At 62.8% G+C, this 17,991-nt stretch carries 26 protein-coding genes; 16 read left to right on the top strand and 10 right to left on the bottom strand.

Features of this window, described 5'->3' with window-relative positions:
• Nucleotides 1–20: 20 nt before the first annotated feature.
• The 7 genes from SPHS8_RS08075 to grxD all read left to right on the top strand — a co-directional run bounded on the left by SPHS8_RS08075 (nucleotide 21) and on the right by grxD (nucleotide 4,268).
• A complete protein-coding gene (locus SPHS8_RS08075; protein WP_176502165.1) occupies nucleotides 21–173 on the top strand; it encodes a hypothetical protein in 153 nt (50 codons plus the stop codon).
• Between the two features lie 128 nt (nucleotides 174–301).
• Complete coding sequence (locus SPHS8_RS08070; RefSeq protein WP_201515047.1) at nucleotides 302–988, top strand: glutathione S-transferase family protein; 687 nt, start codon at nucleotides 302–304, stop codon at nucleotides 986–988.
• Between the two features lie 94 nt (nucleotides 989–1,082).
• Nucleotides 1,083–2,537: a 3-isopropylmalate dehydratase large subunit gene (leuC, locus tag SPHS8_RS08065; RefSeq protein ID WP_201515046.1), complete on the top strand. Its 1,455-nt coding sequence runs from the start codon at nucleotides 1,083–1,085 to the stop codon at nucleotides 2,535–2,537.
• A 109-nt stretch (nucleotides 2,538–2,646) separates the two neighbouring features.
• Nucleotides 2,647–3,240, top strand: coding sequence for a 3-isopropylmalate dehydratase small subunit (leuD, locus tag SPHS8_RS08060; protein WP_201515045.1), 594 nt, complete (start codon nucleotides 2,647–2,649; stop codon nucleotides 3,238–3,240).
• A gap of 57 nt (nucleotides 3,241–3,297) precedes the next feature.
• Entirely contained in the window at nucleotides 3,298–3,621 is a 324-nt protein-coding gene (locus SPHS8_RS08055; protein WP_097090922.1) for a DUF1476 domain-containing protein, read from the top strand.
• 18 nt (nucleotides 3,622–3,639) lie between these two features.
• Nucleotides 3,640–3,873: a BolA/IbaG family iron-sulfur metabolism protein gene (locus tag SPHS8_RS08050; protein WP_097090923.1), complete on the top strand. Its 234-nt coding sequence runs from the start codon at nucleotides 3,640–3,642 to the stop codon at nucleotides 3,871–3,873.
• 62 nt (nucleotides 3,874–3,935) lie between these two features.
• The gene (gene grxD / locus SPHS8_RS08045) at nucleotides 3,936–4,268 is read left to right on the top strand and encodes a Grx4 family monothiol glutaredoxin (RefSeq protein ID WP_097090924.1); all 333 of its coding nucleotides are present in this window, start codon (nucleotides 3,936–3,938) and stop codon (nucleotides 4,266–4,268) included.
• A gap of 193 nt (nucleotides 4,269–4,461) precedes the next feature.
• Here grxD and hemW read toward each other — a convergent pair whose 3' ends face one another.
• The gene (gene hemW / locus SPHS8_RS08040) at nucleotides 4,462–5,637 is read right to left on the bottom strand and encodes a radical SAM family heme chaperone HemW (protein WP_201515474.1); all 1,176 of its coding nucleotides are present in this window, start codon (nucleotides 5,635–5,637) and stop codon (nucleotides 4,462–4,464) included.
• Nucleotides 5,638–5,761: 124 nt separating this feature from the next.
• Here hemW and SPHS8_RS08035 point away from each other — a divergent pair, with 124 nt between their 5' ends.
• Nucleotides 5,762–6,298, top strand: a complete 537-nt coding sequence (locus SPHS8_RS08035) for a CAP domain-containing protein (protein WP_201515044.1) — start codon at nucleotides 5,762–5,764, stop codon at nucleotides 6,296–6,298.
• Between the two features lie 20 nt (nucleotides 6,299–6,318).
• Here SPHS8_RS08035 and rdgB read toward each other — a convergent pair whose 3' ends face one another.
• Together rdgB and rph are read right to left on the bottom strand one after the other, a co-directional pair.
• Nucleotides 6,319–6,948, bottom strand: a complete 630-nt coding sequence (gene rdgB, locus SPHS8_RS08030; RefSeq protein WP_201515043.1) for an RdgB/HAM1 family non-canonical purine NTP pyrophosphatase — start codon at nucleotides 6,946–6,948, stop codon at nucleotides 6,319–6,321.
• Between the two features lie 96 nt (nucleotides 6,949–7,044).
• On the bottom strand, nucleotides 7,045–7,761 hold the full coding sequence (gene rph, locus SPHS8_RS08025; protein ID WP_097090926.1) for a ribonuclease PH: 717 nt from the start codon (nucleotides 7,759–7,761) through the stop codon (nucleotides 7,045–7,047).
• A gap of 243 nt (nucleotides 7,762–8,004) precedes the next feature.
• On the opposite strand from rph, the gene SPHS8_RS08020 reads away from it, so the two are divergent.
• The 5 genes from SPHS8_RS08020 to SPHS8_RS08000 all read left to right on the top strand — a co-directional run bounded on the left by SPHS8_RS08020 (nucleotide 8,005) and on the right by SPHS8_RS08000 (nucleotide 11,216).
• Complete coding sequence (locus SPHS8_RS08020) at nucleotides 8,005–8,499, top strand: DUF6438 domain-containing protein (protein WP_176502246.1); 495 nt, start codon at nucleotides 8,005–8,007, stop codon at nucleotides 8,497–8,499.
• Nucleotides 8,500–8,557: 58 nt separating this feature from the next.
• Nucleotides 8,558–9,601, top strand: a complete 1,044-nt coding sequence (hrcA, locus tag SPHS8_RS08015; protein ID WP_201515042.1) for a heat-inducible transcriptional repressor HrcA — start codon at nucleotides 8,558–8,560, stop codon at nucleotides 9,599–9,601.
• Nucleotides 9,598–10,152 carry a nucleotide exchange factor GrpE gene (gene grpE / locus SPHS8_RS08010; RefSeq protein WP_097090929.1) on the top strand — a complete coding sequence of 185 codons (555 nt, stop codon included), beginning with the start codon at nucleotides 9,598–9,600 and terminating at the stop codon, nucleotides 10,150–10,152. The genes hrcA and grpE overlap by 4 nt, the downstream gene beginning before the upstream one ends.
• A gap of 149 nt (nucleotides 10,153–10,301) precedes the next feature.
• The gene (locus SPHS8_RS08005) at nucleotides 10,302–10,934 is read left to right on the top strand and encodes a PadR family transcriptional regulator (RefSeq protein WP_201515041.1); all 633 of its coding nucleotides are present in this window, start codon (nucleotides 10,302–10,304) and stop codon (nucleotides 10,932–10,934) included.
• A 3-nt stretch (nucleotides 10,935–10,937) separates the two neighbouring features.
• Complete coding sequence (locus tag SPHS8_RS08000) at nucleotides 10,938–11,216, top strand: DUF2218 domain-containing protein (RefSeq protein WP_201515040.1); 279 nt, start codon at nucleotides 10,938–10,940, stop codon at nucleotides 11,214–11,216.
• A 39-nt stretch (nucleotides 11,217–11,255) separates the two neighbouring features.
• Here SPHS8_RS08000 and ruvC read toward each other — a convergent pair whose 3' ends face one another.
• The 5 genes from ruvC to SPHS8_RS07975 all read right to left on the bottom strand — a co-directional run bounded on the left by ruvC (nucleotide 11,256) and on the right by SPHS8_RS07975 (nucleotide 13,640).
• The gene (ruvC, locus tag SPHS8_RS07995) at nucleotides 11,256–11,747 is read right to left on the bottom strand and encodes a crossover junction endodeoxyribonuclease RuvC (RefSeq protein WP_201515473.1); all 492 of its coding nucleotides are present in this window, start codon (nucleotides 11,745–11,747) and stop codon (nucleotides 11,256–11,258) included.
• Between the two features lie 85 nt (nucleotides 11,748–11,832).
• Nucleotides 11,833–12,576, bottom strand: a complete 744-nt coding sequence (locus tag SPHS8_RS07990) for a YebC/PmpR family DNA-binding transcriptional regulator (protein WP_201515039.1) — start codon at nucleotides 12,574–12,576, stop codon at nucleotides 11,833–11,835.
• A 66-nt stretch (nucleotides 12,577–12,642) separates the two neighbouring features.
• The gene (locus SPHS8_RS07985; protein ID WP_174525906.1) at nucleotides 12,643–12,969 is read right to left on the bottom strand and encodes a heavy metal-binding domain-containing protein; all 327 of its coding nucleotides are present in this window, start codon (nucleotides 12,967–12,969) and stop codon (nucleotides 12,643–12,645) included.
• A 95-nt stretch (nucleotides 12,970–13,064) separates the two neighbouring features.
• Entirely contained in the window at nucleotides 13,065–13,307 is a 243-nt protein-coding gene (locus SPHS8_RS07980) for a DUF2312 domain-containing protein (RefSeq protein ID WP_097090934.1), read from the bottom strand.
• 45 nt (nucleotides 13,308–13,352) lie between these two features.
• Nucleotides 13,353–13,640, bottom strand: coding sequence for a DUF1244 domain-containing protein (locus SPHS8_RS07975; RefSeq protein ID WP_281494513.1), 288 nt, complete (start codon nucleotides 13,638–13,640; stop codon nucleotides 13,353–13,355).
• Nucleotides 13,641–13,759: 119 nt separating this feature from the next.
• On the opposite strand from SPHS8_RS07975, the gene pyk reads away from it, so the two are divergent.
• Nucleotides 13,760–15,211: a pyruvate kinase gene (pyk, locus tag SPHS8_RS07970; protein WP_201515037.1), complete on the top strand. Its 1,452-nt coding sequence runs from the start codon at nucleotides 13,760–13,762 to the stop codon at nucleotides 15,209–15,211.
• Here pyk and SPHS8_RS07965 read toward each other — a convergent pair.
• Together SPHS8_RS07965 and ykgO are read right to left on the bottom strand one after the other, a co-directional pair.
• Nucleotides 15,195–15,836 carry an HAD family hydrolase gene (locus SPHS8_RS07965; RefSeq protein ID WP_201515036.1) on the bottom strand — a complete coding sequence of 214 codons (642 nt, stop codon included), beginning with the start codon at nucleotides 15,834–15,836 and terminating at the stop codon, nucleotides 15,195–15,197. The genes pyk and SPHS8_RS07965 overlap by 17 nt on opposite strands.
• 51 nt (nucleotides 15,837–15,887) lie before the next feature.
• Nucleotides 15,888–16,013 carry a type B 50S ribosomal protein L36 gene (gene ykgO, locus SPHS8_RS07960; RefSeq protein WP_004210176.1) on the bottom strand — a complete coding sequence of 42 codons (126 nt, stop codon included), beginning with the start codon at nucleotides 16,011–16,013 and terminating at the stop codon, nucleotides 15,888–15,890.
• A gap of 200 nt (nucleotides 16,014–16,213) precedes the next feature.
• Here ykgO and SPHS8_RS07955 point away from each other — a divergent pair, with 200 nt between their 5' ends.
• Nucleotides 16,214–16,810 (top strand): hypothetical protein, encoded by a 597-nt coding sequence (locus tag SPHS8_RS07955; RefSeq protein WP_201515035.1) that lies wholly within the window; start codon nucleotides 16,214–16,216, stop codon nucleotides 16,808–16,810.
• The gene (locus SPHS8_RS07950; RefSeq protein ID WP_201515034.1) at nucleotides 16,807–17,937 is read left to right on the top strand and encodes a M14 family metallopeptidase; all 1,131 of its coding nucleotides are present in this window, start codon (nucleotides 16,807–16,809) and stop codon (nucleotides 17,935–17,937) included. The genes SPHS8_RS07955 and SPHS8_RS07950 overlap by 4 nt, the downstream gene beginning before the upstream one ends.
• Nucleotides 17,938–17,991 lie beyond the last annotated feature (54 nt).

Here is a 17,991-nt window from a genome sequence, read left to right as displayed (position 1 = left end):
ATTAGGAAAGGAGGAAGAAGATGACTGAACCTGCAAGATCCCGCGCGGTTTTCTCGACCGAGGATTTCTCGCTGCTGAGGACCGCGGTGGCGGAATATCTTCAGAAGGTGAAGGACACGCCGGATTCGGTGAAGTTCGCCAACCTCTATCACCGGCTCGGCCGCTTGCGCTAATTGCCCTTGCCGGTGACAGGGGCCCCGCCGCCGACGGCTCTCGGCGGCGGGCTTTTACCGACTTTGCGCTTTCGCCCGAACTGGCAGACGCTTATCCTGAAGGCGTCTGAACCGATGGGAGAGCCCCCATGCCCTACACGCTCATCACCGCGAACCGGAATTATTCCAGCTGGTCGCTGCGTCCATGGGTGTTGATGAAGGCGCTCGCCATTCCGTTCGAGGACCGGGTTGAGCCATTCGCGCATAGCACCAACTATGCCGCCTTCCGCTCCTTCTCCCCCACCGGACAGGTGCCGGTGCTGATCGACGGGGAGCGAACCTTGTGGGATTCCCTTGGCATCACCCTCTATCTTGCCGATCGCCATCCGGCTGTCTGGCCGCAGGATGAGGCTGCCCGCGCTTTTGCCCAATGCGCCGTCGCGGAAATGCACAGCGGCTTTGCGACGCTGCGCAACGAATGTCCGATGAATGTGGGCGTGCGCGTGGAAATGGATATGCCCTCGCCCCACCTCAACCGCGACATAGCCCGGCTGTCGGAACTGTGGGGGGAGGGGCTGAAGCGCTTCGGCGGGCCGTTCCTCGCAGGCCCGGAGTTCAGCGCGGTCGACGCCTTTTACGCGCCGGTCGTGTTCCGGGTGCGAACCTATGGTCTTGATGTCGGGCCCGTGGCGCGCGGGTGGGCCGATCATATGCTGGACCATCCCGCCATGCGCGAATGGGAAGCCGCCGCGCTCGCGGAAACCTGGCGGGAAGAAAGCCATGAGGCGGAAGTGGGTGCCGCTGGCCGGATCATCGAGGATCATCGTGCGTCCTGACTTCCGATGCCAAGCGGGCCATGGGCGGGAAACAGCAAATATTGGTTCGTGCCCCCTTTCGCCGCGCCCGCTCTGGGTCTAGGGGGAAAATATCATGGTCAAGCCTCGCACGTTGTACGAAAAGATCTGGGACGCGCATGTCGTTGAACGCCGCCCCGATGGAACCTGCCTCATCTATATCGACCGCCACCTTGTTCATGAGGTGACGAGTCCCCAGGCTTTTGAAGGTCTGCGCATGGCGGGCCGCCCGGTGCGGCGTCCTGACCTGACGCTTGCGGTGCCGGATCACAATCTGCCCACGACGCCGCGCCGCGATGCGCAGGGCAACCGCATCCCCATCGCCGATCCCGAAAGCGCGCAGCAGCTTGCCGCGCTGGAACGGAACGCGCCGGAGTTCGGCGTTCGCCTGATCGGCGACGCTGACCGGGAGCAGGGGATCGTCCATGTCGTGGGGCCGGAGCAAGGCTTCACCCTGCCGGGCACGACGCTGGTCTGCGGCGACAGCCATACAAGCTCGCACGGTGCGCTGGGCGCGCTGGCCTTCGGCATTGGCACGTCGGAGGTCGAGCATGTGCTCGCCACTCAGACGCTGCTGCTGAAGCAATCGAAGACGATGGAAGTCGTGGTCGAGGGGGAACTGGGCTTTGGCGTAACGCCCAAGGATGTGGCGCTGGCTATCTGCGGCCGGATCGGCACGGCAGGCGGCACCGGCTATGTCATGGAATATCGTGGCTCCGTCTTCCGCGACATGTCGATCGAAGGGCGGCTGACGGTTGCCAACATGTCGATCGAGGCGGGCGCGCGCTCGGGTCTCTTCGCGCCGGACGAAAAGACTTTCGCTTACCTGAAGAATCGCCCGATGGCCCCCAAGGGCGCCGATTGGGATGCCGCCGTCGCTTATTGGAAGACGCTGGCCACCGACGAAGGCGCGCAGTTCGACAAGACGGTGGTCATCGATGCCGCTGATATCGTGCCCAACGTCACCTGGGGAACCAGCCCCGAGGACGTCGTGCCCGTGACCGGCGTGGTTCCCGATCCGGAAAGCTTCGCCGACGCGTCCAAGCGCGCCGCCGCGCAGAAGTCGCTCGATTATATGGGTCTGACCGCCGGGCAGCGGATGGAAGATGTGACGGTCGAGCATATCTTCATCGGCAGTTGCACCAACAGCCGGATTGAGGATCTCCGCGCGGCCGCCGCTCTGCTGAAGGGCCGCCATATCGCGGAACGCATCAAGCAGGCGCTGGTCGTTCCCGGCTCCGGCCTCGTCAAGCAGCAGGCAGAAGCCGAAGGGCTGGACCGCGTCTTCACCGAGGCTGGCTTTGAATGGCGCGAACCGGGTTGTTCGGCGTGCCTGGGCATGAATCCGGACAAGGTTCCTGCTGGCGAACGCTGTGCTTCCACCAGCAACCGCAACTTCATGGGCCGTCAGGGTCCGGGATCGCGGACGCATCTCGTTTCGCCTGAAATGGCGGCGGCGGCGGCCATCACCGGCCATCTGACCGACGTTCGGGAGTTACTGAAAGAAAAGCAGGGAGAGGTGGTCGCATGAAGAAGGTATTCTGGGTGCTGGCGCTTGGCGCGCTGGCCAGTGCCGCCATGGCGGCGACCCTCGGGCGGGCGGAAGACAGCCGCTCCCTGGAGACCAAGCGGGCGCATTGATGGACAAGCTGAATATCGTCGAGGGCAGGGCCTATCCGTTCGGGATGAAGAATGTCGATACCGACATCGTCATTCCGGCGCATTGGCTGAAGACCATTTCGCGTGCGGGCCTGGGGAAGGGCGCGTTCGAGGTGCTGCGCAAGGAACCGGGTAACGTCTTCGACGACCCGGAATATGCGGGCAGTCCGATCCTGATCGCTGGCGACAATTTCGGCTGTGGCTCCAGCCGCGAACATGCCGCCTGGGCGCTTGCCGACCTTGGCATCAAGGTCGTGATCGCGCCCAGCTTCTCCGACATTTTTTCGGGCAACGCCTTCAAGAACGGCATTCTGACGGTCGTCCTGCCCCAGGAAGCGATCGACCGGCTGATGGAGGTCGCGAAGACCGACCCTATCCATGTCGATCTGGAACATCAGACCGTGACGACCCAGTTCCAGGACCGCTTTCAGTTCGAGATCGATCCATTCCGCAAGCACTGCCTGCTCGGCGGGTTAGACGAGATCGGACTGACGCTGGGACAGGCCGACACGATCAGCCAGTTCGAGGTGAAGGACGCTGGGGCACGGCCCTGGCTTGTTCCCGCCGTTGCGTAAGCGGCCCGACTTTCCTATCTGGATTGAGACTTCAGCTTCTTTTTACAAGGCATAGGCATGACCACTTTCGATGATCGCGAAAAGGCCTTTGAAAATATGTACGCTCGTGACCAGGAGATGCAGTTCCGCATCCAGGCGCGGCGGAACCGGCTGCTCGGCGAATGGGCCGCAGCCAAGATGGGCCTGACGCCGGAAGAAACCGACGCCTATGCCAAGGCCGTGGTCCAGGCCGATTTCGAGGAAGCAGGTGACGAGGATGTCATCCGCAAGCTGGTCGGCGACATGACGCAGGCTGGTCTCGACATTGACGAGGCGGGCGTCCGCTCTGCCCTGGAAGAGCAGCAGGTGATCGCGCGCCGCCACTTCATCGAAGCCCAGTAAGCAGAACGGACGCGTCCAATGCCGATGGCTGCCGAAGACATTGCGGATATGATCCGGGCGGCCATTCCGGACGCTGAGGTCGAAATCACCGACCTTGCTGGTGATGGCGATCATTACGCGGCGCGAGTCGTGGCCGAAAGCTTTCGCGGCATGAGCCGGGTCGCGCAGCAGCGGGCCGTCTACGCCGCGCTTGGCGGCCGCATGGGCGGGGTGCTCCATGCCTTGCAACTGACCACTGCCGTTCCCAACTAACCGCTATCATTTATCATGCGCGCCGCCGGTGATTGCGGCGCCCGACAGGACTGGACCAACCCATGACCGACGCCGTGCATCAACGGATCGCCGATATTGTGAACAGCAACGATGTGGTTCTCTTCATGAAGGGTACGCCGCTGTTCCCCCAATGTGGTTTTTCCAGCCGTGCAATTGCCATCCTCGATCATCTGGGCGTTGCCTATGAATCGGTCGATGTACTGCAGGACCAGCTGGTGCGGCAGGGCATCAAGGCATTTTCGGACTGGCCGACGATCCCGCAGCTTTATGTGAAGGGCGAATTTGTCGGCGGCAGCGACATCATGATGGAAATGTACGAGGCTGGCGAGCTTCAGCAGCTTATGGCCGACCAAGGGGTCGCTGCAGCTAACTGATCAGGATTGTCGTTCAGAGCTTCACGCTTTGGATCGGAAATGCTTAGGGCCATTCGCCCTGAGCCTGTCGAAGGGCATCACTTGTTTTAGCAAGAGGACGGCTCTTTCGACTGACACTTGCAGCAGGCGCTTAAGACGGGCTTCGACAAGCTCAGCCCGAACGGGTTGAGGACCCGAATAGAAACATGCTGTCCTAAACTTTCACGATTTCCGGTAGGATTGCGTCCAGCAGCAGCATGGCCGCTGGCGTGATCCTCAAATGCTGGCCCTGCCGCTCGATCAGACTGTGCTGCGCAAGCCGCGCCACCGCCGCCTCATCAATCAACTGCTCGACCGGCAAGGCCGACAGCGCTGATATGCGTTCAAGGTCGACGCCTTCGGCCAGCCGCAATCCCATCAGCAGTGCCTCACGCCCGCGATCTTCGGGCGTCAGCATGTCCTCGCTTTGAAGCCCGTGGCCGTTGCGCCGCACCGCGCCCATCCAGTTTTCCGGTTTTTTGTGCCTGAGCGTCGCCATGCCCGCGCGCCGTCCATGCGCGCCGGGACCGACCCCCGCATAAGTGCCGTAACGCCAATAGGTCAGATTATGGCGGCTTTCCTGACCCGGTCTGGCATGGTTGCTGATTTCATAGGCGGGCAGTCCAGCGGCCGCCGTCATCGCCTGCGTCTGCTCGTAGAGAGTGGCGGCATGGTCTGGATCAGCGGGCGTCAGCTTGCCCTGCGCCACCAATGTAGCAAACCGTGTGCCGGGCTCGATCGTCAACTGATAGAGCGACATATGATCGGTGCCGAAGGTGAGGGCGCGCTTCAACTCCGCTTCCCAGTCCGCCTCGCTTTGGTCTGGCCGGGCATAGATAAGGTCCAGATTTACCCGGCCGAATACCGACTGCGCCACATCCAGTGCCGCCAGCGCTTCGCCGACATCATGGGCACGGCCGAGGAAATGCAGCGCCTGATCATCCAGCGCTTGCACGCCCAACGACACACGGTTGACGCCAGCGCTGGCCAGGTCCGCGAAGCGCGCTGCCTCCACTGAACTGGGGTTGGCTTCCAGCGTGATCTCCATGTCGGGCGTCGGTTGCCAATGGCTGGCCGCAGCGTCGATGATGCTCGACACGATTTGGGGCGGCATCAAAGATGGCGTGCCTCCGCCGAAAAAGATCGAGGACAGCGGCCGTCCGCCAATCAGCTCCGCTTCATGGGCAAGATCGTCCATCAGCGCGGCGCGCCAGGCATCATTGTCGATCTCGGCCCGAACATGGCTGTTAAAATCGCAGTAGGGACATTTCGAAACGCAAAATGGCCAGTGCACATATAGGGCAATGGGTTCAGGCGCGCGGGCCGTAGAATCGATAAGGGGCAGGGACATGAGTGGGGGCGTTCTTAGACGGCTTTGTACCGCACGGCCAGCAATGGCGGTGATGATGAGCGTGGGGATTTCCGCTGCTGCGGTGGCGTCCCCTTCCGGCCGGGCCGCGCCGATGGAGAGGGTCATGCCCGCCGCTTATTATGGCATGGAAGAAGCGAAGCGTGGCGACATGCTCCTGCGCGAGGTCGTGCTTGGCATGCATAATGAAGAGCGCGCATCGCTCGGCCTTGCGCCGCTCGCCTGGGACAATGCGCTTGCGCAGGATGCGGCCCGCTACGCCAGGGAGATGGCCGTCACCAACCGGTTCCAGCATTCTCCACGCGCGTCTCGCGCCATCCCCAGCGGCGAGAATCTCTGGATGGGGCCGCGCCGTCTTTATGGCTACGGCGTCATGATCGGAGCGTTCCTCGAGGAAAAGCGGCTGCTTCGCGCTGCTGGCAAGCTGCCGGATATCAGCATGTCAGGCCGATGGGAGGATGTCGGCCATTATACGCAGATGATCTGGCGCGGCACGCGCAAGCTTGGGTGCGCCGTCGCCGAGGGGCAGAATTACGACTATCTCGTCTGCCGCTATTTTCCGGCAGGCAACAGTTTTGGCAAGGGGCCGCTGGATCTTGAGGAAAATCCGCGTGGCGCGCAATTTGCGGGCGTAGGCGAATAACGCCCACGCCGCACGATGCTTTAGAAAACCGCCGCCACGAGTTGCGCGAAGGCATCGGCGCGATGGCTCATCGCATGTTTTTTCTGCGGGTCCATCTCGCCAAAGCTGATCGCGTGGCCTAGCGGCTGGAAGATCGGGTCATAGCCGAACCCCTTGTCGCCGCGCGGCGGCCAGCTGATAATGCCGTCCACGCGCCCTTCGAACGCTTCGACATGCCCATCAGGCCAGGCGAGCGCCAGCGCACAGATGAAGTGCGCGCCGTGCCCGGCATCGGGTCCCCTGGCTTCGATCGCCTGCCAAACGCGCTGCATCGCGATGCCGAAGTCCTTCGTCTCACCGCCCCAACGCGCGGAAAAGATGCCCGGATCGCCATTCAACGCTTCGACGCATAGCCCGCTGTCATCAGCCAGAGCGGGCAGTCCCGACAGGTCCGCCGCCTGAAGCGCCTTCAGTTCCGCGTTGGCGATAAAGGTCGTGCCCGTTTCGTCGGGCTCGGGCAGGTCCAGCTCCCCCGCCGACACCGTTTCGATCCCGAACGGCGCCAGCAGGTCGCCGATCTCCCGCACTTTGCCGGGGTTGTGACTGGCGATCACCAGCTTGCCCGGCCCTAGCTTGCGGATCGCCTGTTCCTGTCCGAAATCGTCGCTCATCAAGTCATTCTCCCCGTTCGCTCCGAGCATAGTCGAGAAGCGCGCAGTGCATAGATAGCATTTCTCGAAACACCCGAAGCGAACGGGTGAAAGACCTTATCGTCCCGTCGCCTTGTCCTGCGCGGCAAAAATCTGCGCGCAGCCGATCCGTGCGAGGCGCAGCAGGCGCAGCAGCTCTTCCTCATCATAGGCCGCGCCCTCGGCAGTCGCCTGCACCTCGGCAAATTTGCCGTCGCCGGTCAGGATCAGGTTCGCGTCCGTTTCGGCATTGCTGTCCTCGGCATAGTCGAGGTCGAGCACCGGCGTGCCCTCATAGATGCCGCAGCTGATCGCGGCGACCTTCTGAATGATCGGGTCTTCCGTCAGTGCGCCAGACGCCAGCAGCTTGTCTATGGCGATGCGCAGGGCGACCCAGCTGCCGGAAATCGCGGCGGTGCGGGTGCCGCCGTCGGCCTGGATGACGTCGCAGTCCACGACGATCTGCCGCTCCCCCAGCTTCTTGAGGTCGACCACGGTGCGCAGCGACCGGCCGATCAGCCGCTGAATCTCCTGCGTGCGGCCAGACTGCTTGCCCTTCGCCGCTTCACGGCTGCCGCGCGTGTGCGTGGCGCGGGGCAGCATGCCATATTCCGCCGTCACCCAGCCCGAACCCTTGCCCCGCAGGAAAGGCGGCACCTTCTCTTCCACCGAAGCGGTGCAGAGCACCCGCGTGTCGCCGAAGCTGACGAGGCAGCTGCCCTCGGCATGAATGGTGAAGCCGGGCTCCATGGTAATGGCGCGCATCTGGTCTGGCGCGCGGCCGGAAGGACGCATGATATTTTTCTCCGAAGGGTTCAGTCGGCGAGGGGCTTAGAGCATCGCGCGAAAAAGTGGGAACCGGTTTTTCGCAAAAAAGCGATGCGGCACTCAAATAACTGCGCGCATCGCGCGAAAAAGTGGGAACCGGTTTTTCGCAAAAAAGCGATGCGATGACGAAATAACTTCGCGGGGCGTGCCGTCATGCCAGTGGCGATCGGCCAGAAAAATGCTAGGAAGCACCCCATGCAATTGCGTTGGATGATGATTTTCGCGGGCGCGGCCCTGACGGCGGGCTGTGCGGCAGAGCGGCCCGAATTGGAGAAGCCTGTGGCCGCCGGTGACACGATCCGTTTTTCGGCGGGGCCCTGCTTCGGCGTCTGCCCGAGCTACAGCCTGCAAGTGACGCCTGACGGATCGGGGCTGCTGGAGCCCGAGCGGTTCACGACTGTCCCCGGCGCCACGCGTTTCACCGTCACGCCAGCGCAATATCGCCGCTTCCGTGCCGCGCTTGCGCAGTTCCGGCCGCCGGCGGGGACGGTAAAGCGCATTTCCCATGGCGAGAATTGCACGCGCTTTGCGACAGACATGCCGGGCTACACCATCGAATGGACGAGGGAGGAGCGGCCAGCCACGCGGCTGGAGTTCCAGTCGGGGTGCATGGACCCCAACTATGGCAAGCTGCGGGCAACCATCGCCGCCATTCCCCGCATGCTCGACATCGACGCCATGGTGAAGCCCTCCGCCGTTCGCTAGGGTCGATCGGCCCTGGCCCGGCTTGAGTGCGGCCAGTTGCTCCCCTAGATAGGGGCGCATGGCGGTCACACCGGTTACCGAATTGAATGAGCGGGCGCGCGACGTTTTCCGCCTGGTAGTTGAGAGTTATCTCGGCACCGGCCTGCCTGTGGGATCGCGCACCATCAGCAAGATCGCCTCGCTCAGCCTGTCGCCCGCCTCCATCCGCAACGTGATGCAGGATCTGGAGGAGTTGGGGTTGCTGGCCGCGCCGCATACCTCGGCCGGGCGGATGCCCACCGAAACCGGCTTGCGGCTCTTCGTCGACGGCATGATGCAGGCGGCCGAGCCGTCGCCCGAGGAACGCCGCGCGATCGAGGCGGGCGTCGCCGAAGGCGGACCGATCGAGGAAGCCTTGTCCGCCGCCACCGCTGCGTTATCGGGGCTTTCGGCTTGCGCGGGCATCGTCATGGTGCCCAAGCGGGAACCGGTGATGCGGCAATTCGGCTTTGTTCCGCTGAATGATCGCCAGGCGCTGGCAGTGTTGGTCGGGCAGGATGGCTCGGTCGAAAATCGCGTGCTGGATATGCCTGCGGGCGTGACGCCCGGTATGCTGGCCGAGGCGGCGAATTTCATGTCGGCGCGCTTTTCCGGCATGACGCTTCGGGAAGCGGGCGATGCTCTTCAGCGGGAAATGGAGGGCGAACGGACCGCGTTGCAAGGAGTCGCTCGCGAACTGGTGGCGCGGGGCATCGCCGTCTGGTCGCAGGATGCCGACGATCGCCCGGTGCTGATCGTGCGGGGGCAGGCGCACCTGCTGGACGACGGCACGGCGGCTGACCTGGAACGTGTCCGGCAGTTGCTGGAGCAGCTTGAAGGCAAGCAGGAAATTTCGCGCCTGCTGGAAAGCGCGCTGGCGGGCAGCGCGACCAAAATCTTCATCGGCTCGGAAAACAAGCTCTTTTCCCTGTCCGGTTCTTCGGTCATAGCCGCGCCCTACCGGGGCGTTGACGGCCGTGTCGTTGGCGTGGTCGGCGTGATCGGCCCGACGCGCTTGAACTATGCGCGGGTGATCCCCATGGTGGACTTCACCGCGCAGACGTTATCGAGATTGATGAGATGAGCGAAGACAAGCTGAATATGGAAAATACCGAAGTCGTTGACGAACTGCCCGAGGATGCGGCGCCCGCAGGGGATGCCGCGGCAGAACGTTTGGCAGCGCTGGAGGGCGAGTTGGCGGCAGCGAAGCAGGATGCCCTGTACGCCCATGCCGAGACGCAGAATGTGCGGCGGCGGTTGGAAAAGGAACTGGCCGACACGCGCGCTTACGCGGCGACGTCCTTCGCGCGCGACATGCTGTCCGTCGCGGACAATCTCGGCCGTGCGTTGCAGGCCATTCCGGCCGATCTACGCGAGGATGAGAAGTTCAAGGGTCTGGTGGCTGGCCTCGAAGCGACTGGCCGTGAGCTGGAGAGCGTCTTTGGCCGCAACGGCATTGAAAAGCTGGTGTCCGTTGGGCAGCCGCTCGATCCCAACAAGCACCAAGCGATGATGGAAGTGCCATCCGACGATGCCGAGCCTGGCACCGTACTGGTGGAAATGCAGGCTGGATATACGATCCGCGATCGCCTGCTGCGTCCGGCTTTGGTGAGTGTCGCTAAAAAGCCAGACTGATCGGCCCTGTTGATCACAATGCGATAAACCCGTCGGGCTTGTTCCGGCGGGTTTTTTCGTACGCACGGGAGAAATCATGGGGGGGAGAGCAGATAAGATATATCTCAACTCTTGACGCCTCACAGATTTAAGATATATCTAGATGCATCATGAAACAGTTTGTAGAGACGCACCATCATCATCATTTTCACAAAGGCAGGCACCTGCTGCACGGTCGCGGTCATTTCTTCGGCCCAAGAGGCTTCGGTGGCGGTTCTGCTCATGGGCAGGGCGGCCGATCTGGCAGGGGTCCGATGGGCGGGGGCCATGGCGGTGGGGGGCGGAGGCGGTTGTTCACCAACGATGCGCTGCAACTCATCCTCTTGAAGCTGATCGCGCAGGGGCCGCGCCATGGCTATGACCTTATCCGGGAGATCGAAAGCCTGTCCGGTCAAGCCTATGCGCCAAGCCCCGGCATCGTTTATCCGACGCTGACCTTACTTGCCGACATGGGGCTCATCGCCGAACAGGCAAGCGGTTCCGGTCGCAAGCAGTTCGAGATCACGGAAGCCGGGACAGCCCGTCTGGCCGAGCAAGCCTCTGCCGTCGAAGAGGCGATGGGGCGGCTGGCATTGCTTGCTCAGCGCGCGGAACGCGTCGATGGTGCGCCGATCCGCCGGGCGATGCACAACCTTTCCATGGCGGTACGCGGGCGGCTTGAAAGGGAAGGGGCTGATTCCCAAACCATGTTAGACGTCGCCGCACTGATCGACGAAGCGGCCAGCAAGATTGAAAGGCTCTGACCCATGACCCTGACCGCCAATGTGCCGACAAAAAACGGCAGCCGCTATCTCCAGCAGCTTTGCAAGCATTGGAGCCACAAGTTTGAAACGGACTTCGATGCCGATCGAGGCATGATCGCCTTTCCGATGGGCCCGATCCGCATGGCGGCTGGTGAAGAGGCGCTGACCGTGACCCTCGAACCCACGGAGGGCGCTGACGTCGACCGTTTCAAGCAGGTCGTGGCCGAGCATCTTGACCGCTTCGCCTTCAGGGAAGCGCCGCTGAGCTTCGACTGGCATTAACGGCGTCTGTTATTTCGTCTGACGGCGGATATTGTTCACTCAACCGCGTGGAATACGGCGGGCGCTGGCGAGATGATGGGCGTGCGTTATAGCGACGGCGAGCGCGTCCGAAGCGTCCGGTCCTGCTATCTTCGCGCCCGGCAGAAGCCGTGTGACCATGGCGTGAACCTGCTCCTTGGACGCGTTGCCGACGCCGACGACCGATTTCTTGACGAGCCGGGCGGCATATTCGCCCACTTCCATGCCCGACCGCGATGCCGCCAGCAGCACGACGCCCCGTGCTTGACCCAGTTTCAGCGTCGATTGCGGGTTCACATTGACGAACACCTCCTCGACCGCAGCGCCATTGGGTTGATGTTCGAGGATGAGGTCCGTTAGCGCTAGATCAAGCGCCAGCAACCGCGTCGCCAGCGCCATCTCCGCGTCGGTCTTGATCTGCCCGTTGGCGATGTGGGTGAGGCGGTTGCCAGCGGCGGCGATCAGGCCCCAGCCGGTGGTGCCAAGGCCAGGGTCAAGTCCCAGGATGATCATGGGATGGCGCTCAAGCCGCACCCCAACCCTCCAAACAAGTCACTTGCCTTGCTTGGACCGGAAGGGAGCGGCTCATCGGCCTGCACTAACCCAGCTTCTCCATCACCTCGTCGGACACTTCATAATTGCCCCAGACGGTCTGGACGTCGTCATCATCTTCCAGCGTGTCGACCAGCTTCATGAGCGTGGCGGCGTTGCTCTCGTCGACTTCGACGGTGGTCTGCGGCTTCCAGGCGAGCTTTGCGCCTTCTGCGGGACCGAGCTTGGCTTCGAGCGCCTTGGCGACTTCGTGCAGCGCGTCCATGGCGGTCCAGATTTCATGCTCATCTTCGTTGGACGACACGTCATCCGCGCCTGCTTCCAGAGCGGCTTCGAAGATAGCGTCGGCGTCGCCCGCGCTGGCGGGATAGGTGATGAGGCCCATGCGGTCGAAGCCATGGCTGACCGCGCCCGACGCGCCGAGGTTGCCGCCATTCTTCGAGAAGGCGGTGCGGACATTGGTCGCCGTACGGTTGCGGTTGTCGGTCAGCGCCTCGACGATGATGGCCACGCCGCCGGGGCCATAGCCCTCGTAGCGGATCTCTTCATAATTCTCCATGTCGCCGCCGATCGCCTTGTCGATCGCGCGCTGGATATTGTCCTTGGGCATGGACTGCGCCTTGGCCGCGTTGACGGCGAGGCGGAGGCGGGGGTTCATGTCCGGGTCGGGCATGCCCATCTTCGCGGCCACGGTGATTTCGCGGCTGAGCTTGGAGAACATCGAGGAGCGCTTTTTGTCCTGCGCGCCCTTGCGATGCATGATGTTCTTGAATTTGCTATGGCCGGCCACGGCCTGCTCCTAAACTTGTCTGTGATCCGAAGCGCGCTCTCTAGCGAGCGTCCCGCCCGAGCGCAACTAGACGAGGATCGCGGTGCCTGATGCCGACACCATCAGCATCGATCCGTTGGAGCCCAGCACTTCATAGTCGAGATCGACGCCGACCACCGCATTCGCGCCCAGCGTCGCCGCCCGCATCCGCATTTCCCCGATGGCCTGTTCACGCGCCCGCTGGAGCACATCCTCATAAGCGCCCGAACGCCCGCCGACGATGTCGCGCACGCTGGCGAACAGATCGCGGAAAAGATTGGCGCCCACGATCACCTCTCCAGTGACGATGCCGAGATACTCTTTCGCCGGACGTCCTTCGAGGCGGCTGGTGGTGCTGACGATGATCTCGGACATGCTGCGTTTCCCTGCTCCCGTTGACTGGTCGAAGCGCCTGTCTTGAAGAAAGAGAGGCGCTTCGACAAGCTCAGCGCAAACGGAGGATCAGCAGTTTATTCCATGCCCAGGGCAGATAGATAGGTCTGGAGGATCGCTTCCATTTCCTGCCGGTCATGCTGGGGCATTTTGCGCAGGCGGACGATCTGGCGCATGATCTTGGGGTCATAGCCGTTGGCCTTCGCCTCCAGATAAACATCCTTGATATCGTCGCCGATACCCTTCTTCTCCTCCTCCAGACGCTCGATGCGTTCGATAAGAAGGCGTAGCTGATCGGCGGCGACGTTGCCCTCGCTCATATGAATATGTCTCCGGTAGAATGTGAATCGGGTTGGCGCACGCTCCTAATGATTGTCGGCGTTCTTCGCCACACTCTCCTGCATCTTTGCGATCTGTTCCGGCGTCGCCTCGTTCTGGTGTCGCTGTTTCCATTCGGAAAAGGGCATGCCGTGGATGATTTCGCGCGCTTGCTCCTTGCCGAGATTGCCGTCCGCTTCGGCGATCCAGTCGGCAAGGCAGTTGCGGCAGAAGCCCGCCGTCCCCATCAAATCAATGTTCTGAACGTCGGTCCTGTGCTGCAAATGCGCGATCAGGCGGCGGAAGGCGGTTGCAGCCACCGCGTCGTTGAGCATATTGTCGGCCACGGCGATCCTTTCGCTGATCTACATCATCCTGTCGTGCAGTAGGGATAATCGAAAACGGCGCCCTGGCAAGCCGAGGGCTGACCATCACTGCCAGGAGCTTTTTGGGAATGACGAAACTGCCGCCCCGTTCGCGCAAGGTCCGTATCCTCGCGACCCTTGGACCCGCGAGCGACACGCCGGAGGTGATCCGCGCGCTGTTTGTTGCCGGGGCAGACGCTTTCCGCATCAACATGAGCCATGGCGCGCATGAGGATCATGCGGCCCGCATCGCTATCATCCGCAGCCTTGAAAAGGAATTTGGGCGGCCGACCACCATCTTGGGCGACCTGCAGGGACCCAAGCTACGGGTAGGCACCTTCAAGAGCGGTCTGGCTGTTTTGGAGGTAGGCGCGCCCTTCATACTCGACCGTGATGAAAAGCCGGGCGACGCGCGGCGCGTGAACTTGCCGCATCCGGAAATCTACGCGGCGCTGGTGCCTGAAACCCGGCTGCTGCTCGATGATGGCAAGTTGGTGCTGCGGGTGAAGAAAGTATCCGACGAGCGGATCGACACGGTCGTTGAAGTGGGCGGCACCCTTTCCAACCGCAAGGGCGTGAACGTTCCGGACGTGGTCGTGCCCGTCCCGGCCTTGACGGAGAAGGACCGGCGCGACCTCAGCTTCGCTGTGGAGCAGGGTTGCGACTGGATTGCATTGAGCTTCGTGCAGCGCCCGGAGGACCTTGCGGAAGCGCGCAAGCTGATGGGCGGACACGGCGCGTTGATGGCGAAGATCGAGAAGCCTGCGGCGGTCCAGCGGCTGGAGGAGATATTGGAGCTCGCCGATGGCGTGATGGTCGCGCGCGGCGATCTGGGCGTCGAATTGCCGCCCCAGGCCGTGCCGCCGCTGCAAAAGCAGATCGTGGCGACGGCGCGGCGCATGGGGCGGCCGGTCGTTGTCGCGACGCAGATGCTCGAATCGATGATCAAGGCGCCGACGCCCACCCGCGCCGAAGTGTCGGACGTTGCCACCGCAGTATATGACGGTGCCGACGCGATCATGCTGTCGGCGGAAACGGCGGCGGGCGACTGGCCGGAAGAGGCGGTGGCGATGATGGACAGCATCGCGCACAGCGTCGAGCGCGACCCCGGCTATTTTGCGCGGCTGCACTTTACCGAGACCAAGCCCGACGCCACCACCGCCGACGCGCTGGCCGAAGGGGCGGGCAGCATCGTCTCGGTCGTGGGGGCGAGCGCGATCACATGCTTCACCTTGTCGGGCAGCACGGTGCGCCGGGTGGCGCGTGAACGGCCATTGACGCCGATCCTGGCGCTGACGCCGCGGCTCGATACGGCGCGCAAGCTCGGCCTCACCTGGGGCGTGCATGCGGTGCGCACCAAGGATATCGGCAATTTCGAGGAGATGGTGGGTAAGGCGCGGCGCATGGCGTTGCGGCACGACATGACGCAGAAGGGCGGCAAGATCGTCGTGCTGGCGGGCGTACCGTTCGGCACGCCGGGATCGACGAACGTGCTGCATGTCGCAACGATTCGGGGTGACGAGCTTAGAGGGCGGGAATAGCGTCCAGCAGGCGGTGGGCCACAAGGGCGCGGCGCAAGGTCGCTGCGTCCTGGAACAGGTGGCTGCGAATCCCCAGCGCCTGCGCCGCCGCGACATTTTCTTCGCGATCGTCGATGAAGAATGTTTCTCCGGCGCTTAGGCCAAATCGACTGAGCGCCAGCCTGTATATGGCAGGGTCAGGCTTCACCAGCCCTTCGGCGCCGGACACGAGAATGTCACGGAAATGCGCGAAGAATTCCGCCTCTCGCGCGTGGAACGGCTCCCAGAATTCCGCGCTGAAATTGGTGAGGCCGTATAGAGCGATGCCTTGTTCGTGCAGCTCGCCGACCAGTTGCGCCATGCCAGCAACGGCCGGCTGAACGCTGTCGATGAAACGCTCACCCCAGATGCGGATCAGCGCCTCATGCTCAGGATGGCGAGCGATCAGTTCGGCGCTGGTTTCCGCGAAGGGGCGGCCAATGTCATGCTGGAAATGCCACTCCATCGACACGATGTCGCGCAGAAACGCGTCGAGCGCCCGATCATCGTCGATCAGGCGCTCGTAGAGGAGCCGGGGCTCCCAATGGTACAGAACCTGTCCGACGTCGAATATGACGGCGGAGATCGGCTCGCACGCTTTAACCATCGCATCGCTTAAGCGGAAAACCGGTTCCCACTTTTCCTCGCGATGCTTTGATTAGCCCTGGCGAGCCTTGAAGCGGCGATTGGTCTTGTTGATGACATAAGTGCGGCCGCGACGGCGGATCACGCGGTTGTCCCGGTGACGGCCCTTGAGCGACTTGAGCGAGTTGCGGATCTTCATGGAAGCCAGCCTTTTAAGAATCTTGCGTGATCGGAAAATCGAAGCGCAGCCCCTATGGGTGGGGCGGCTGAAAGTCAAGGGCGGCCAGCGCTACTTTTGACCTGTTCACGCCATGTGCAGCAAAGACATGGCTTCACGCGTTGATGGTAAGCACGGTGCTGCATTCTCTATGGACCACCGCATCTTTGTCGGAGATTAGCATGATGAAGCAGATGATCCTGCCCTCATTTCTCGCCCTCTCGCTCGCCGGATGCGCGACGGCTGTGCCGCCGGTCGAAGTGACACGCTTCCATGTCGGCAATCCGGCGCGAAGCGGTACGGTGGCGGTAGAGGAAATGCCCGCAAATCCCGACGCCGGGTTGGAATTTCGCACCTATGCGGCGGCAGTGGAGCAGGAATTGCAGCGGGTGGGCTTCAGCGCCGTGCCTGCGGGGACGCGCAGCGAATATGTCGCGTCGGTCGGCTTTCGACGTTCGTTCCGTCCCACCGGCTACGGCAATGACGGAAGGCCGGTCAGCGTTGGTGTGGGCGGCGGGGTTGGCAGCGGCGGCTATTCGGGACTGGGCGTCGGCATCGGCATCAATCTTTCGGGGCGGCCCAAGGATGTGGTGACGACGGAGTTGCAGGTGCAGATCCGCAGGAGATCCGATTCGACCACGATCTGGGAGGGGCGCGCCTTCACCCAGGCGCGGGAAGGCACGCCCGCCGCGCAGCCCGGCATAGCCGCGCAAAAGCTCGCAAGTGCGTTGATCGGGGGCTATCCGGGGGAATCGGGGCGCACTATAACCGTCAAATGACCATCTCGATCAGCAATGCCTTCGACAGCGGCAATATTCGTGTCCTCTCCATCGTCGATACTGGCGACAGGGTGCGGGCCGAACTGGAAATCGTCAAGGACAGGCAGAGCGACTTCTACCAATGGTTCCACTTCCGCATCGCGGGCGTCGCCGGACGCGAGGTGGAACTGGCGGTCGTCAACTGTGGAACGTCCGCCTATCCGGATGGCTGGCCCGGCTACAAGGCGCGCATCAGCGAGGATCGGGAGGTCTGGACGCAGGCGGATACAAGCTACGCCGACGGCGTCCTAACGATCAACCTCTCGCCAGATCGCAACGCGCTGTGGGTCGCCTATTTCGCGCCCTATTCGATGGAGCGGCATCATGACCTGATCGCCTGGGCAGCCTGCCAGCCTGGGGTCGAGCATCGGGAATTGGGCCTGACGCTCGACAAGCAGCCGCTTGACCTGCTGACGCTGGGCGATGGGCCAAAGCAGATCTGGCTCTATGCCCGCCAACATCCGGGCGAGACGATGGCGGAGTGGTGGATGGAGGGCGCGCTTGAGCGGCTTTGCGACGAGGAAGACGCCGTCGCCAGACTGCTCCGGGCGCGCGCGACATTCCATATCATGCCCAACATGAATCCTGACGGCAGCCGCCGGGGGCATCTGCGGACCAATGCGGCGGGCGTGAACCTCAATCGCGAATGGCATGAGCCATCGATGGAGCGTAGTCCGGAGGTCTTTCTTGTCCGGCAGGAAATGGACCGGACCGGCGTAGATTTCGCGATGGATGTGCATGGCGATGAAGCCATTGCCGCCGTGTTCCTGGCTGGGTTCGAAGGCATCCCGTCGCTCAGCGAGCGGCAGCTTATGCTCTATAATCGGTTCCGCGACACGCTCGCCGCCCGAACGCCCGATTTCCAGACGGCGCGTGGCTATCCTTCATCGGCGCCGGGCAAGGGCAATCTGACCATGTCCACCAATCAGGTCGCTGAGCGTTTCGGCGCCGTCGCGATGACGCTGGAAATGCCGTTCAAGGACAATGACGATCTGCCCGATCCGGAATTTGGCTGGTCCCCGGCGCGGTCGAAGCAGCTGGCCAAGGACTGCCTCGCAGTGCTGGCGGAGATGATCGGGGAGCTTTGAGGCGCGCCGGGCGGCGTCCTAGAGCAGAATCCGATCCGATTGCATCGGCTCGTC

This window comes from Sphingobium sp. S6 (genome assembly GCF_905120495.1).
In the GTDB taxonomy this organism is placed as follows: domain Bacteria; phylum Pseudomonadota; class Alphaproteobacteria; order Sphingomonadales; family Sphingomonadaceae; genus Sphingobium; species Sphingobium agri.
Note: the sequence above shows the minus strand (reverse complement) of the source record. Positions and strands in the feature narration are given on the sequence as shown.

Bases quoted from the DNA above. Each gene is read 5' to 3' on its own strand.
- leuC (WP_201515046.1), top strand. From the start codon at position 1,083: ATGGTCAAGCCTCGCACGTTGTACGAAAAGATCTGGGACGCGCATGTC.
- SPHS8_RS08075 (WP_176502165.1), top strand. From the start codon at position 21: ATGACTGAACCTGCAAGATCCCGCGCGGTTTTCTCGACCGAGGATTTC.
- SPHS8_RS07985 (WP_174525906.1), bottom strand. From the start codon at position 12,969: ATGTCCGAGATCATCGTCAGCACCACCAGCCGCCTCGAAGGACGTCCG.
- grpE (WP_097090929.1), top strand. From the start codon at position 9,598: ATGAGCGAAGACAAGCTGAATATGGAAAATACCGAAGTCGTTGACGAA.
- rph (WP_097090926.1), bottom strand. From the start codon at position 7,761: ATGCGTCCTTCCGGCCGCGCGCCAGACCAGATGCGCGCCATTACCATG.
- grxD (WP_097090924.1), top strand. From the start codon at position 3,936: ATGACCGACGCCGTGCATCAACGGATCGCCGATATTGTGAACAGCAAC.
- ykgO (WP_004210176.1), bottom strand. From the start codon at position 16,013: ATGAAGATCCGCAACTCGCTCAAGTCGCTCAAGGGCCGTCACCGGGAC.
- SPHS8_RS08000 (WP_201515040.1), top strand. From the start codon at position 10,938: ATGACCCTGACCGCCAATGTGCCGACAAAAAACGGCAGCCGCTATCTC.
- SPHS8_RS08020 (WP_176502246.1), top strand. From the start codon at position 8,005: ATGATGATTTTCGCGGGCGCGGCCCTGACGGCGGGCTGTGCGGCAGAG.
- SPHS8_RS07965 (WP_201515036.1), bottom strand. From the start codon at position 15,836: ATGGTTAAAGCGTGCGAGCCGATCTCCGCCGTCATATTCGACGTCGGA.
- hemW (WP_201515474.1), bottom strand. From the start codon at position 5,637: ATGTCCCTGCCCCTTATCGATTCTACGGCCCGCGCGCCTGAACCCATT.
- SPHS8_RS07950 (WP_201515034.1), top strand. From the start codon at position 16,807: ATGACCATCTCGATCAGCAATGCCTTCGACAGCGGCAATATTCGTGTC.
- pyk (WP_201515037.1), top strand. From the start codon at position 13,760: ATGACGAAACTGCCGCCCCGTTCGCGCAAGGTCCGTATCCTCGCGACC.
- SPHS8_RS07980 (WP_097090934.1), bottom strand. From the start codon at position 13,307: ATGAGCGAGGGCAACGTCGCCGCCGATCAGCTACGCCTTCTTATCGAA.
- SPHS8_RS07975 (WP_281494513.1), bottom strand. From the start codon at position 13,640: ATGCTCAACGACGCGGTGGCTGCAACCGCCTTCCGCCGCCTGATCGCG.
- SPHS8_RS08035 (WP_201515044.1), top strand. From the start codon at position 5,762: ATGCCCGCCGCTTATTATGGCATGGAAGAAGCGAAGCGTGGCGACATG.
- SPHS8_RS08055 (WP_097090922.1), top strand. From the start codon at position 3,298: ATGACCACTTTCGATGATCGCGAAAAGGCCTTTGAAAATATGTACGCT.
- rdgB (WP_201515043.1), bottom strand. From the start codon at position 6,948: ATGAGCGACGATTTCGGACAGGAACAGGCGATCCGCAAGCTAGGGCCG.
- SPHS8_RS08050 (WP_097090923.1), top strand. From the start codon at position 3,640: ATGCCGATGGCTGCCGAAGACATTGCGGATATGATCCGGGCGGCCATT.
- leuD (WP_201515045.1), top strand. From the start codon at position 2,647: ATGGACAAGCTGAATATCGTCGAGGGCAGGGCCTATCCGTTCGGGATG.
- hrcA (WP_201515042.1), top strand. From the start codon at position 8,558: ATGGCGGTCACACCGGTTACCGAATTGAATGAGCGGGCGCGCGACGTT.
- SPHS8_RS08005 (WP_201515041.1), top strand. From the start codon at position 10,302: ATGAAACAGTTTGTAGAGACGCACCATCATCATCATTTTCACAAAGGC.
- SPHS8_RS07955 (WP_201515035.1), top strand. From the start codon at position 16,214: ATGATGAAGCAGATGATCCTGCCCTCATTTCTCGCCCTCTCGCTCGCC.
- ruvC (WP_201515473.1), bottom strand. From the start codon at position 11,747: ATGATCATCCTGGGACTTGACCCTGGCCTTGGCACCACCGGCTGGGGC.
- SPHS8_RS08070 (WP_201515047.1), top strand. From the start codon at position 302: ATGCCCTACACGCTCATCACCGCGAACCGGAATTATTCCAGCTGGTCG.